At 72.4% G+C, this 12,127-nt stretch carries 15 protein-coding genes and 3 tRNA genes; 9 read left to right on the top strand and 9 right to left on the bottom strand.

All coding sequences use genetic code 11. From position 1 onward, the window contains the following. Nucleotide 1: 1 nt before the first annotated feature. Nucleotides 2–976 (bottom strand): tryptophan--tRNA ligase, encoded by a 975-nt coding sequence (gene trpS / locus ACO06A_RS05285; protein WP_421734993.1) that lies wholly within the window; start codon nucleotides 974–976, stop codon nucleotides 2–4. A 176-nt stretch (nucleotides 977–1,152) separates the two neighbouring features. Between trpS and ACO06A_RS05280 the strand changes: the two genes are divergently transcribed. The 4 genes from ACO06A_RS05280 to purM are packed head-to-tail and all read left to right on the top strand — an operon-like array spanning nucleotide 1,153 to nucleotide 4,653. Continuing rightward, nucleotides 1,153–1,530, top strand: a complete 378-nt coding sequence (locus ACO06A_RS05280) for a sterol carrier family protein (RefSeq protein ID WP_421734992.1) — start codon at nucleotides 1,153–1,155, stop codon at nucleotides 1,528–1,530. A gap of 14 nt (nucleotides 1,531–1,544) precedes the next feature. After that, a complete protein-coding gene (locus ACO06A_RS05275) occupies nucleotides 1,545–1,928 on the top strand; it encodes a histidine kinase (protein WP_421734991.1) in 384 nt (127 codons plus the stop codon). 50 nt (nucleotides 1,929–1,978) lie between these two features. After that, nucleotides 1,979–3,526 carry an amidophosphoribosyltransferase gene (purF, locus tag ACO06A_RS05270; RefSeq protein ID WP_421734990.1) on the top strand — a complete coding sequence of 516 codons (1,548 nt, stop codon included), beginning with the start codon at nucleotides 1,979–1,981 and terminating at the stop codon, nucleotides 3,524–3,526. Continuing rightward, nucleotides 3,523–4,653: a phosphoribosylformylglycinamidine cyclo-ligase gene (gene purM, locus ACO06A_RS05265; protein ID WP_421734989.1), complete on the top strand. Its 1,131-nt coding sequence runs from the start codon at nucleotides 3,523–3,525 to the stop codon at nucleotides 4,651–4,653. Before purF ends, purM begins: the two co-directional genes overlap by 4 nt. A gap of 88 nt (nucleotides 4,654–4,741) precedes the next feature. Here purM and ACO06A_RS05260 read toward each other — a convergent pair whose 3' ends face one another. Beyond that, a complete protein-coding gene (locus tag ACO06A_RS05260; RefSeq protein WP_175346241.1) occupies nucleotides 4,742–4,954 on the bottom strand; it encodes a DUF3073 domain-containing protein in 213 nt (70 codons plus the stop codon). A gap of 502 nt (nucleotides 4,955–5,456) precedes the next feature. Here ACO06A_RS05260 and ACO06A_RS05255 point away from each other — a divergent pair. Further along, nucleotides 5,457–5,666 (top strand): BldC family transcriptional regulator, encoded by a 210-nt coding sequence (locus tag ACO06A_RS05255; protein ID WP_175346240.1) that lies wholly within the window; start codon nucleotides 5,457–5,459, stop codon nucleotides 5,664–5,666. 117 nt (nucleotides 5,667–5,783) lie between these two features. Here ACO06A_RS05255 and ACO06A_RS05250 read toward each other — a convergent pair whose 3' ends face one another. From ACO06A_RS05250 to ACO06A_RS05225, 6 genes are all read right to left on the bottom strand, one after another. Further along, nucleotides 5,784–6,092 carry a DUF3618 domain-containing protein gene (locus ACO06A_RS05250; protein ID WP_421734988.1) on the bottom strand — a complete coding sequence of 103 codons (309 nt, stop codon included), beginning with the start codon at nucleotides 6,090–6,092 and terminating at the stop codon, nucleotides 5,784–5,786. Then, on the bottom strand, nucleotides 6,089–6,499 hold the full coding sequence (locus tag ACO06A_RS05245; protein WP_421734987.1) for a phage holin family protein: 411 nt from the start codon (nucleotides 6,497–6,499) through the stop codon (nucleotides 6,089–6,091). The genes ACO06A_RS05250 and ACO06A_RS05245 overlap by 4 nt, the downstream gene beginning before the upstream one ends. 96 nt (nucleotides 6,500–6,595) lie before the next feature. Continuing rightward, a complete protein-coding gene (locus ACO06A_RS05240) occupies nucleotides 6,596–7,036 on the bottom strand; it encodes a phage holin family protein (protein ID WP_421734986.1) in 441 nt (146 codons plus the stop codon). Between the two features lie 117 nt (nucleotides 7,037–7,153). After that, nucleotides 7,154–7,226 (bottom strand) — tRNA-Phe (locus tag ACO06A_RS05235). A gap of 56 nt (nucleotides 7,227–7,282) precedes the next feature. Then, nucleotides 7,283–7,356: transfer RNA gene (locus tag ACO06A_RS05230), tRNA-Asp, on the bottom strand. 55 nt (nucleotides 7,357–7,411) lie between these two features. Beyond that, nucleotides 7,412–7,484, bottom strand: a tRNA-Glu gene (locus ACO06A_RS05225). Nucleotides 7,485–7,632: 148 nt separating this feature from the next. Here ACO06A_RS05225 and ACO06A_RS05220 point away from each other — a divergent pair. Genes ACO06A_RS05220 through ACO06A_RS05210 form a run of 3 tightly spaced genes read left to right on the top strand, consistent with a single transcriptional unit; the run spans nucleotide 7,633 to nucleotide 9,829 of the window. Beyond that, complete coding sequence (locus ACO06A_RS05220; RefSeq protein WP_421734985.1) at nucleotides 7,633–7,986, top strand: metallopeptidase family protein; 354 nt, start codon at nucleotides 7,633–7,635, stop codon at nucleotides 7,984–7,986. A 4-nt stretch (nucleotides 7,987–7,990) separates the two neighbouring features. Next, the gene (locus tag ACO06A_RS05215) at nucleotides 7,991–8,908 is read left to right on the top strand and encodes a cation diffusion facilitator family transporter (RefSeq protein ID WP_421734984.1); all 918 of its coding nucleotides are present in this window, start codon (nucleotides 7,991–7,993) and stop codon (nucleotides 8,906–8,908) included. A 9-nt stretch (nucleotides 8,909–8,917) separates the two neighbouring features. Beyond that, on the top strand, nucleotides 8,918–9,829 hold the full coding sequence (locus ACO06A_RS05210) for an LLM class flavin-dependent oxidoreductase (RefSeq protein WP_421734983.1): 912 nt from the start codon (nucleotides 8,918–8,920) through the stop codon (nucleotides 9,827–9,829). Nucleotides 9,830–9,844: 15 nt separating this feature from the next. On the opposite strand, the gene galE is transcribed toward ACO06A_RS05210, so the two are convergent. Next, the gene (gene galE / locus ACO06A_RS05205; RefSeq protein WP_421734982.1) at nucleotides 9,845–10,804 is read right to left on the bottom strand and encodes a UDP-glucose 4-epimerase GalE; all 960 of its coding nucleotides are present in this window, start codon (nucleotides 10,802–10,804) and stop codon (nucleotides 9,845–9,847) included. Between the two features lie 183 nt (nucleotides 10,805–10,987). Here galE and ACO06A_RS05200 point away from each other — a divergent pair, with 183 nt between their 5' ends. Continuing rightward, nucleotides 10,988–12,127, top strand: a complete 1,140-nt coding sequence (locus tag ACO06A_RS05200; protein ID WP_421734981.1) for a polyprenyl synthetase family protein — start codon at nucleotides 10,988–10,990, stop codon at nucleotides 12,125–12,127.

The raw sequence follows: 12,127 nt of genomic DNA, 5'->3' as shown, positions 1-12,127 counted from the left end.
CTCATGCGTAGACCATCCCCATGAGCTCGCGGACGGTGCGGATCGTGGCGTCCGCGAGCTCGTTCGCGTGGGCGTTGCCGGCCGCGAGGATCTCCGCGACCAGCCCGGGCTCGGTCGCGAACAGGGCACGACGAGCCCGCAGGGGTGCCAGGTGCTCCACGAGTGCGTCGGCCACGACGGCCTTGAGCTGCCCCGCGCCCCGGCCGCCCACCTCGTCGGCGATCACCTCCGGCGGGACTCCCGTGCACAGCGACGCCAGCAGGAGCAGGTTGGCCACCTCGGGTCGCGACGCCGGGTCGTAGGTGATGTGCCGGTCCGTGTCGGTCTTCGCGGACCGGATCGCGCGGACGGTCTGGTCGGCGGTCGCCCGCAGCTCGATGCCGTTCCCGTTGCTCTTGCTCATCTTGCGGCCGTCGGTGCCCAGCACGGTCGGCGCCTCGGACAGCAGCGCCTCGGGCTCCGTGAAGCAGGGTCCGTACCGCGACGTGAACCGGCGCGCGATCGTCCGCGTGAGCTCCAGGTGCGGCAGCTGGTCCTTGCCCACCGGCACGACGTCCGCGTGGCAGAACAGGATGTCCGCCGCCTGGTGCACCGGGTAGGTGAGCAGCAGACCGGACAGGGACCTGCCGGAGTCCGCGAGCTCCTGCTTCACGGTGGGGTTCCGCTCCAGCTCCGCCGCGCTGACCAGCGAGAGGAACGGGAGCATCAGCTGGTGCAGGGCGGGCACCGCGCTGTGCGTGAAGATCGTCGCGGCGTCGGGGTCGATGCCGGCGGCGAGGTAGTCGAGGACGATCTCGCGCACGTTGCCTGCGATGTCGCCCGGCGACTCACGGTCGGTGATCACCTGGTAGTCGGCGAGCACCAGGAACGTCTCGACGCCGGACTGCTGGAGCCGGACGCGGTTGGCCACGGTGCCGAACAGGTGGCCGAGGTGCAGCGGGCCGGTGGGGCGCTCGCCGGTGAGCATGCGGGTCATGAGGACTCCTCCAGGGGGACGTGAGCCGCGCACGTGCCCCGGAGACAGCGATGCCCCCGACGCCGCGTGAGCAGCTCGGGGGCAAGGACGACCGCGGGCTGCGTCTAGTGCAGCCAGCGCCAGGTCGTCGAGGTCATGGACAGGATGCTAGCGCCGCCGGAGGCAGAATCGTCCCCATGCCTCCCCGCCGCCGCACCGATCCCGCCGACGGTCGCGCCGCGCTCGCGGTCTGGCGGGCCGACCCGGCCGGCGTCCCGACGCCCGCCCGGCGCACCGCGGTGCGGTTCACGCTCGAGGAGCTGGCCGAGGTGGCTCCGGGCAACGCGGTCGAGGTGCGGGTCCCCCCGGACGGCGCGGTGCAGGCGGTGGAGGGTCCTCGTCACACCCGCGGCACGCCGCCGAACGTCGTGGAGACCGACGCCCAGACGTGGCTGGCGCTCGCCACCGGCGTGCTGACCTGGGACGACGCCGTCGGCACCGGCCGGATCCGCGCCTCGGGGGAGCGCGCTGACCTGCGCGAGTGGCTCCCGCTGCAGGCGGCCCGGACCCGCTGACCTAAGATCACGGGGTGCCTGACGACCCCCAGCCCGACGTGCCCCCGGCGATCCCCGAGCCGGTCGTCGACGCGCGCGGCGTGCCGATCCCCTCGGAGCAGGAGCTCGCGGCGGTCGCCGAGCCGGCCACCGTCCGCCACGCGCCGAAGTACGGGGCGTTCATCACCGCGGGCGCCCTTGTCGGCATCGTCGTCGCCCTCGTCCTGGTCGCGATCATCCGGCCCGCGGCGCCGTGGGTGTCCGACGGCTCCGGCTTCATCTCGTTCCTCGACGGCGAGGGTGCGGTGCGCACGGTGATGGCCGTGGCGGGGGCCGTGCTCGGCGGGTTCGTGGGCGGCGCGCTCGCCGTGCTCGCCGACCGGCGCAGCGTCCGCCGGGCGGTCCGCACCGACGTCTGAGGGCTGAGCGCGTTCCGTGCACGCCCGGTGGCGTGTGCGACCATAGGCACGTGGCCCCCCGCGCAGACGGACGTCTGAACCACGACCTCCTCCCCAACGAAAAAGGCCCCCAGGACGCTTGTGGCGTCTTCGGTGTGTGGGCCCCCGGTGAGGAGGTCTCCAAGCTCACCTACTTCGGCCTGTACGCGCTGCAGCACCGCGGTCAGGAGTCGGCGGGCATCGCCACCTCCAACGGCCAGCAGCTGCTCGTCTACAAGGACATGGGCCTCGTGTCCCAGGTGTTCGACGAGACCGCGCTGAACGCCCTCCAGGGGCACATCGCCATCGGGCACACGCGTTACTCGACCACCGGTGGCAGCACCTGGGAGAACGCGCAGCCGACGCTCGGCCCTACCGCCGCCGGCACCGTGGCCCTCGGTCACAACGGCAACCTCACCAACACCGCCGAGCTGGTGGACCTCGTCGCCGAGCGCTATGGCAGCCAGCGCCGCGGGGAGCTCGCCCGCGGCAACACCACCGACACCGCGCTGATCACCGCGCTCCTGGCGGGGGACCCGGACCACACCCTCGAGGCCACCGCGCTCGAGGTGCTCCCGCGCCTGCGCGGCGCGTTCAGCCTGGTCTTCATGGACGAGCACACGCTCTACGCCGCACGCGACGCGCAGGGCGTGCGTCCGCTGGTGCTCGGCCGCCTCGAGCGCGGCTGGGTCGTGGCCAGCGAGACGCCCGCGCTCGACATCGTCGGCGCCTCGTTCGTGCGTGAGATCGAGCCCGGCGAGTTCATCGCGATCGACGCCGACGGCCTGCGCAGCAGCCGGTTCGCCAAGGTCGACCGCGCCGGCTGCGTCTTCGAGTACGTCTACCTGGCCCGCCCGGACACCTCGATCGCCGGCCGGTCGGTGCACGCCGCCCGCGTGGCCATGGGCCGACGCCTCGCCGTCGAGCACCCCGTCGAGGCCGACCTGGTCATCCCCGTCCCGGAGTCCGGCACGCCCGCGGCCGTCGGGTACGCGGCCGAGTCCGGCATCACGTTCGGCCAGGGGCTCACCAAGAACGCGTACGTCGGGCGCACCTTCATCCAGCCGTCGCAGACGCTGCGCCAGCTGGGCATCCGGCTCAAGCTCAACCCGCTCAAGGAAGTCATCCGCGGCAAGCGCCTGGTGGTCGTGGACGACTCGATCGTCCGCGGCAACACCCAGCGCGCGCTCATCCGGATGCTGCGGGAGGCCGGGGCGGCCGAGGTGCACGTGCGGATCAGCTCGCCGCCGGTCAAGTGGCCCTGCTTCTACGGCATCGACTTCGCGTCCCGCGCCGAGCTCATCGCCAACGGCCTGGGGGTCGACGAGATCGCCGCGTCGCTGGGCGCCGACTCGCTCGGCTACATCTCCCCGGAGGGCATGATCGCCGCCACCGAGCAGCCCGCGTCGCAGCTGTGCGCCGCGTGCTTCACCGGTCAGTACCCGATCGAGCTGCCGCCGGCGGACCGTCTCGGCAAGTTCCTGCTCGAGCAGAGCGAGCTGCCGCTGGGCGCACCCGAGGACGGTCTGCTCTCGATCGTGCCGAGCGCCGGTGGCGCGAGCGCGCTGGACCACCCGTGAGCGCCCCGCAGGGCACGCAGGTCACCTATGCCACGGCCGGTGTGGACACGGAGGCCGGCGACAAGGCCGTGGAGCTGATGAAGGACGCCGTGCGCGCGACGCACGGCCCGCAGGTGCTCGGCGGCGTCGGCGGGTTCGCCGGCTTGTTCGACGCCAGCGCCCTGCTCACCTACCGCAAGCCGCTGCTGGCGACGTCGACCGACGGCGTCGGCACCAAGGTGGCCATCGCGCAGGCGCTGGACATCCACGACACCATCGGGTTCGACCTGGTGGGCATGGTCGTGGACGACATCGTCGTGGTCGGCGCGACGCCCCTGTTCATGACCGACTACATCGCGTGCGGCCGCGTGGTGCCCGAGCGGATCGCGGGCATCGTGCGCGGCATCGCGGCGGCGTGCTCGGTGGCCGGGACCGCCCTCGTCGGCGGCGAGACGGCCGAGCACCCCGGCCTGCTGGGTCCCGACGAGTACGACGTGGCCGGTGCCGCGACGGGCGTGGTCGAGGCCGACCGGCTGCTGGGTCCGGAGCGGGTGCGTGCCGGTGACGTGCTGCTCGCGCTCGGCTCGAGCGGGCTGCACTCCAACGGCTACTCGCTGGTCCGCAAGGTGGTCTCCGTGGCCGGCTGGACGCTGGACCGCCACGTCGACGAGCTGGGCCGCACGCTCGGCGAGGAGCTCCTCGAGCCGACCCGCGTGTACGCGAGCGACTGCCTGGCCCTGGCCGAGCGGGCGGGCGTCGCCGGTCTGCACGCGTTCAGCCACGTGACCGGCGGGGGACTCGCGTCGAACGTCGCGCGCGTGCTGCCGCAGGGGCTGGTCGCGGACATCGACCGCGGCGGCTGGACGTTGCCGCCGGTGTTCTCGCTGGTGCAGCGCCTGGGTCAGGTGCCGTGGACCGACCTCGAGGGCACGCTCAACCTGGGCGTGGGCATGGTGGCGATCGTCTCGGCCGACGCCGTGGCGGGAGTGCTCGCGCACGCGGGCGAGCTGGGGCTGCCGGCGTGGGAGCTGGGCACCGTCCGGGACGCCGACCCGCGCACCGACGCGGTGGGCGCGCCGGGATTCGTCGCCGGCACCAAGGGCGTGCACGGCGGAGCCGTCCAGCTCACGGGCGCGTACCGGGTCTGACGGCGCGTGTGCGCACACGCGCGCACCACCCCGAGGGATGGTGCGGTGCGTGTGCGTGCCTACGCCTCAGCGCAGGTGATGCGAACGGTCAACGATCGTCGTCCGACCAGCGTCGGTACTCGTCGCTGTCGTCGTCAGTGTCCGTCTCCACGACCGCGCGAGGGCGGTTGTCGGTGACGACATCGTTGTGGCCGTGCGACGTGAGCTCCTGCTCGAGAGCTCGGTAGTTGGTATCCGGGCTGAAGTACTTCAGCTCCCGGGCCACCTTCGTCTGCTTAGCCTTCTGACGGCCGCGCCCCATGGCATCGACCCCCTCTTACGTGGATGCGGGGCGGCTCCGTGCTGACACGTGCGGCCCCGGGGTGCTGAATCGTCTCTTCGTGGGGCAACGGTACATGCTCGTTCGGTATTCCGACCACTCGCCCCGGGCGACGCGCGTCACGTCCTCCCCGGCGGTGACCTGGCGGGAGCAGGACCGGCGTCCAGCGCCCGGTGGACGATCCGCGCGTCCTAGCGTGTATGACCGATTGGTCGGGTTTAGGCTGCTCGTACGGCAGAAGGCCGCGAAGTATGAGAAGTGTATGAGAGCGCCGCGAAAGTTCGTTACGGGACCGTGTCCCGGAACGCGCTGTCTGAGGCTTTCGTTCATGCTAGTGGGGCGATGTCAGGTTTGGGGGCTTCAGCCCGTACCCTTACCAGATCGAGAACGTTTCACACCCGCAGGACCCGCACCACTCGCACCTGAACTGGCCTGTTGCCGACTCCGTCGTCACGCAGGCCGCACGCTCGCCAGGAGGCAGCAGATGAACGCACACGCCACAGACTCCGAGTCCCTGCTCACTCCCTCGGAGGTCGCGACTCTGTTCCGGGTCGATCCCAAGACCGTCACCCGGTGGGCGAAGGCCGGCAAGCTGTCCTCGATCCGCACCCTGGGCGGCCACCGCCGGTACCGCGAGTCCGAGGTGCGGGACCTGCTCAACGGGATCCCGCAGCAGCGCCCCTCTGAAGGCTGACCCACCGTTCCTGCCCCCTGGGGCCGTCGACGTCGGTCGGCGCGCCCTGAGAGGTGAGCCATCGCTGGACGACGACGGCGTGGGTCGCGATGAAGCGCACCACGCCGTCGTCGCGCGTCAGCTCTTGCGGCGCCCGGCCACGATGAGCGCCAGCAGCGCGGCAGCGCCGGCCGCGGCCCCGCCCAGCACGGCGAACGCCTTCTTGCGCGCCGCCGGATCGGCGTCGCTGTTCTTCGCGTCGCTCCACAGCTGACGCCCCGACTCCACCGCCCGGCCCGCCTGCGCGCGCGGGTCGAGCCGCGCCACCAGCTCGTCGACGTTCGACGCCAGCTGCGCGCGGGTGAGCGCGAGCTCGGCCTCCAACGCCTCCATCTCGGGCGTGGTGAACGGCTTGGGGGCGTCCTTGGGCTTCGACTCGTCGCTCATGCGGAGAACCCTGCCTTGACCGTCGCGATGTCTTCGTGGACGCCCTCGATCGCCTTGGCCGGGGTGGGGGGCGAACCGGCCTTGATCCGGTTGATGCCGACCAGCACCAGGATCGCGATCACGATGAGCAGCAGGACGCACACGATGAGCATGGCGAGCCAGAGGTCCACCCAGAGGTCCAGGACGATGACCGTCAGCGCGATCCCGGCGGCGAGCAGGTAGAGAGCGAGCACGCCGCCCACGGCCACCAGAGCGGCGCCGATGCCGAGCTGCTGCGCCCGACCGGTGATCTCTGCCTTGGCGAGGTCGATCTCCGCGCGTACGAGCCGCGCGGCCTGCTCGCTGATCTCGGACACCAACTGGCCGAGCGACTTCTCGTCGCCCGGGGGTCCCGACTGGGTGGTCATGGGCACGGCCTCTCGTCTGCACATCCGTTGAGCACCCAGTCTGGTGGTCTGCGATGCGTGACGCGAGGGGAGAGGCCCCTGATCAGCGAGGCAGTCTCAGTCCGCCCAGGGGTGGACCTGCTCCTCGGCGGGGTGCACGGGCTCGTGGATGCGGACGACCGAGACGGCCGGCCCCGGGGGCAGTCGTCGCCGGGCCCAGGCGGCGAGGCCCGCTCCGACGAGCAGCAGGGCGATGCCGACGAGCAGGGCCGCGAGCCAGGCGTCCACCGCGTGCGAGAGGCCCAGCACGGCGGCCGTGATGAGGAGTGCGAGACCGAAGAAGCTGACCAGGGCGGCCGCCGCGAACCCGAACGCTGCGGGCCGCACCTCGATCGCGCGCGCCCGGACGCTGCGCGTGACCGCGTCGATCTCCGTCTGCACGGCCTCGCGGACGTGGTCCTCGACCTGCTCGAACTTCTCGCGGGCGCGGTCCGCCAGAGGCTCCGTGAAGCGGTCGAAGAAGCTGCGGGGTCGGTCGGCGCCAGGCGTGCTGGCCATGAGTCCTCCTCGTGCGGCGTGCGGTGGTCCCAGCCTAGGAGTCCGGGGCGGGCGGCTGTGCCGCGGCGCGCACGACGAAGCCCCGCTCCGGTAGATCCGGGCGGGGCTCCTGTGATGTGGCCACTGGCAGGGTCGAACTGCCGACCTTTCGATTTTCAGTCGAACGCTCTACCAACTGAGCTAAGTGGCCGAAACGACGCGGCCCGGTCTCTGCTCATCACAGAACTGCTGACCGGGCGTATCGAGCGACCCCGACGGGACTTGAACCCGCGACCTCCGCCGTGACAGGGCGGCGCGCTAACCAACTGCGCTACGGGGCCTTGAACTGCTGCAAGGCCGTACTGCTCGGTGCTGCTGAACTGCTGGTCGTGCTCGTACCCCCAACGGGATTCGAACCCGTGCTACCGCCGTGAAAGGGCGGGGTCCTAGGCCGCTAGACGATGGGGGCTTGTCCAACGCGAACATCCAACCCCCAACGCCGAGGCGCCGGATGACCGGTGATGAGCATACGGGTTCGACGGCCGGAACTCCAAAGCGATGCGGCAGTGGCGGTCATCACCCCTCGGCCCGTCCCGATGAGCAGGCAGGATGGTGCCATGGTCGACATGTCGCTCGCCGAGTTCGAGGATGCCGTCCGCGACGCCCTCGACGAGATCCCCGACGAGCTGGCGGCCATGATGGACAACGTCGTCGTGCTGGTCGAGGACGAGGCACCCGAGGGCGAGGTCGAGCTGCTCGGTCTCTACGAGGGCACCCCGCTGACCGAGCGCGGCGAGTTCTGGGCCGCCGGCGCGCTGCCCGACCGGATCACGATCTTCCGGCTGCCGACGCTGGCCATCTGCGACGACCGCGCGGAGGTCGTCGAGGAGGTGGCCGTGACGGTGGTGCACGAGATCGCCCACCACTTCGGCATCGACGACGACCGCCTGCACGAGCTGGGCTGGGACTGAACCGGTGGGACACGACCACGGGCACGGTCACTCCACCGCGGCGCAGGCTCACCGCGGCAGGCTGCTCGCGGTCCTCGTCCTCACGCTGGTCGTGCTGGTGGTCGAGGTGGTCGGCGGGCTGCTCTCCGGGTCGTTCGCGCTGATCGCCGACGCCGGGCACATGCTCACCGACGCCGCCGGGGTGGGCCTGGCGCTCGGTGCGACCGCGCTGGCCGCCCGGCCCGCCACGGCCGCCCGCACGTTCGGCTGGCAGCGCGCCGAGATCCTGGCGGCGCTGGTGAACGGGCTGGTCATCGCGGCCGTCGGGGTCGGGGTGATCGTCGGCGGGATCGCGCGGATCCTGGACCCCGGTGAGGTCGAGGCCGGGCTGATGCTCGCCGTGGCGGTCGTCGGGCTCGCCGCGAACGGTGTGGGGCTGGCCTTGCTGCGCCGCGGGCAGGAGGAGTCGCTCACCGTCCGGGGCGCCTATCTCGAGGTGCTCGGGGACCTGCTGGGTTCCGCGGCCGTGGTCGTCGCCGCCGTCGTCGTGCTGGCCACCGGGTTCCTGAGGGCCGACGGGATCGTGTCCGTGCTCATCGGCCTGATGATCGTGCCGCGGGCCGTCGCCCTGCTGCGCGAGGTGGGCACGGTGCTGCTCGAGGCCACCCCGCGCGGGGTCGACCTGGATGCGATCCGGTCGCACATCTGCGGCGTCCCGGGCGTGCTCGGCGTGCACGACCTGCACGCGTGGACCATCACGTCCGGCGTACCGGTGCTGTCCGCGCACGTCGAGGTGCCCGACGACCTCCTGTCCCGGGGGGAGGCCGGCCGCGTGCTCGACGACCTGCGGCACTGCCTGGCCGGCCACTTCGACGTCGACCACTGCACGTTCCAGCTGGAACCGCCGTCCACCACGGGCCGCGAGCACCACGCGCACGCATAGGGTCGGCGCATGGTTGCTGTGGGGATCGTGCTGCTGCCGCAGGAGCGGTGGGCGTCGGCTCGGCGCAAGTGGGAGCAGGTCGAGGAGTGGGGCTTCGACCACGCCTGGACGTACGACCACCTGGCGTGGCGCACGCTCGTCGACCAGCCGTGGTTCGCCACGGTGCCGCTGCTGGCCGCGGCCGCGGCGGTCACCGAGCGGATCGGTCTGGGCACCTGGGTGGCGTCGCCGAACTTCCGGCACCCGGTCCCGTTCGCCAAGGACGTGATGGGCCTCGACGACGTGAGCGGCGGTCGGTTCCTGCTCGGCCTGGGGGCGGGCGGTGAGGGGTTCGACGCCTCGGTCACCGGGGACCCGCCGACACGCGGCGAGCGGACCCGCCGGTTCGAGGAGTTCGTCGGGCTGCTCGACTCGTTGCTGACGCAGCCCGTGACGTCGCACCAGGGGGCGTTCTACCGGGCCGACGAGGCGCGGATGATCCCCGGCACGATCGCGCAGCCGCGCACGCCGTTCGTCGTCGCCGCCAACGGGCCGCGCACCATGACGCTGGCCGCGCGGTACGGGCAGGGGTGGGCCACCTACGGCCCGGCGTACGCGACCGAGGACGTGCCGACCGAGGCCTCAGCCGCGCAGGAGCAGTGGTGGACCGGTCTGGCGACGATGCTCGAGCAGCTGGACGCCATCGAGCACTCCGCCAGGCCCGCGGGCGCGCCGCCGCTGCGCCGGTACCTCAGCCTGGATGGTGCGCCGGTCTTCTCGATGACCTCGCCGGCGGTGGTGACCGAGGGGATCGAGCGCGCCGCGGCGCTGGGGTTCACGGACGTGGTGGTGCACTGGCCCCGCGCCGACGGGATCTACGCCGGCGACGAGTCGGTGCTGGAGGCCCTCGTCGAGCAGCTGCCGAGGCTCCAGGCGCTCTGAACCTCACAGCCTGGGCTAGTGGGCCTGGCGGGCTTCCCAGGCGCTGGTGACCATGTCCAGGAGCGTGTGGCGCATCGTCCAGTCGAGGTCGCGGGCCGCCAGCTCGCCCGAGGCCACGATGCGTGCCGGGTCTCCCGGGCGGCGCGGGGCGGTCTCGGGCTCGAACGGGATGCCGGTGCCCTCGGCCATCGCGTTCATGATCTCCCGGACCGAGACGCCGTCGCCGGAGCCGAGGTTGTAGACGGGCTCCAGGGCGCGGCCCGCTGCGAGCGCCTGGGCGGCGGCGACGTGGGAGTCGGCCAGGTCCGCCACGTGGAGGTAGTCGCGGACGCAGGTACCGTCCGGCGTCGGGTAGTCGGTGCCGTTGATGCGCGGGGTGCGGCCCTCCACCAGCGCGTCGAGCACCAGCGGGAAGAGGTTGTGCGGGCTGGTGTCGTAGAGGTCCGGGGTGGCCGACCCGACCACGTTGAAGTACCGCAGGGACGTGTGGCGCAGGCCGACGGCGCGGCCCTGGTCGTGCAGCAGCCACTCGCCGATGAGCTTGGACTCCCCATAGGGCGACTCGGGAGTGGTGGCCGTGGTCTCGGTGACCAGGTCGACGTCCGGGGTGCCGTAGACGGCCGCGGACGACGAGAACACGATCGCGTCGACGCCCTGCGCGGCCATGGCCTCGAGCAGGTGGGCGGTGCCGGTGACGTTCTGCTCGTAGGTGTGCAGAGGGCGGTCCACCGAGACTCCGGCGTACTTGAAGCCCGCCAGGTGCACGACGCCGACGATGCCGTGCTGGGACAGAGTGTCCGCCACCAGGTCGGTGTCGAGGATCGACCCCTCGACCAGCGGCACTCCGTCGGGGACGAACCCCCGGTGCCCGCTGGACAGGTCGTCGAGGACCACCGTCTCCAGCCCGACCTGCCCGAACGCCCGCACCACGTGCGACCCGATGTACCCGGCACCCCCGGTGACCAGCCATGTCATGTCACCGAGCGTACCGATGCCTGCGGGTCGGAAAGTTCGCCCCGGGTGCATCCATCGACGGGTCGCGGGCCGAAGAGGCTCGACAAGCGTGCGCGGTGGCGGACTCGTGGGCCCTCAGTAGGCTGAGGATTTCCTCCGCAGGTGCTCGCGGATCGGTTCCAGCAGCAGGGACAGGAGGGGCCGATGGCCGGGAAGTCAGGGGTCGCGCCAGTCGTCGCCGCGAGCGAGGACGTGCGCCAGGAGTCGGTGCGGACGGCGGACGCAGCCGACCTCGCCGAAGCGGTCGAGGGGGCGATGGCCGTCACGGCGGCGGTCCTGCAGGACTTCGTCGAGGCGCGCGTCCGGGTGGCCGCAGGCCGGTCCGAGGTGGCTGCGCGCCTGTGGACGGACCTCGCGGGCGTCATCGGCGGCAAGCTCATGCGGCCGCGGCTTGCCGTCGCCGCGTACCTCGGGCTCGGCGGCACGGACCGGGCGGCGATCGCGCCGGTCGCCGCCGCCATCGAGGTGCTGCACACCGCGATGCTCGTGCACGACGACCTGCTCGACCACGACGAGGTGCGCCGCGGGCGCCCGAACGTCGCCGGCTCCGCGCGCCACCGGCTCGCGGGCACAGGACTGGACGACCGAGCGGTGGACGACCAGGTGCTCGCCGCCGGCCTGCTGGCGGGGGACCTGGCGATCGCGTCGGCGTTCTCCCTGGTAGTGAGTGCGCCCGGGGACCGGGCGGCGCTGCTGCGCGTGGTCGGGCTGCTGGCGGAGGGCATCGAGACGACCGTGGTCGGCGAGCTGCTGGACGTGACCGCCGCCCTGTTCTCCCCACGGGACGTGGACGCGCTCGCGGTGGCGGAGCTGAAGACCGCGGCGTACTCGGGCAGCCTGCCGCTGGTCGTCGGCGCGATCCTCGCCGGTGCGGACGAGGAGCGGATCGCGCAGCTCGACGCGGTCGGCTCGGCGCTCGGGGTCGCGTTCCAGCTGACCGACGACGAGCTCGGCGTGTTCGGGGACCCCGCGGTGACGGGCAAGTCGGTGGTCTCCGACCTGCGCGAGGGCAAGCGCACCGAGCTGCTGCGCAGGGCGTACGCGATGACCGACGCGACCGGGTGCGCGGTGCTCGACGCCCACGTGGGCCGGCCCGACCTGGACGAGGCGGGGGCCGCGGCCGTGCGGGACGTCATGGTGTCGAGCGGGGCGCTGGACGCGGTCCGGGAGCTGACCCGACGGACCGGGCTGCACGCACGGTCGCTGGCGGTCGGCAGCCTGCCGCAGCCGCTGGGGGGCTACCTTGTGGGCGTCGTCGACGATCTCGTCGGACGGGGTCACTGA

The sequence above is a fragment of the Cellulomonas sp. genome (assembly GCF_965229465.1).
Taxonomy (GTDB): domain Bacteria; phylum Actinomycetota; class Actinomycetes; order Actinomycetales; family Cellulomonadaceae; genus Cellulomonas.
Note: the sequence above shows the minus strand (reverse complement) of the source record. Positions and strands in the feature narration are given on the sequence as shown.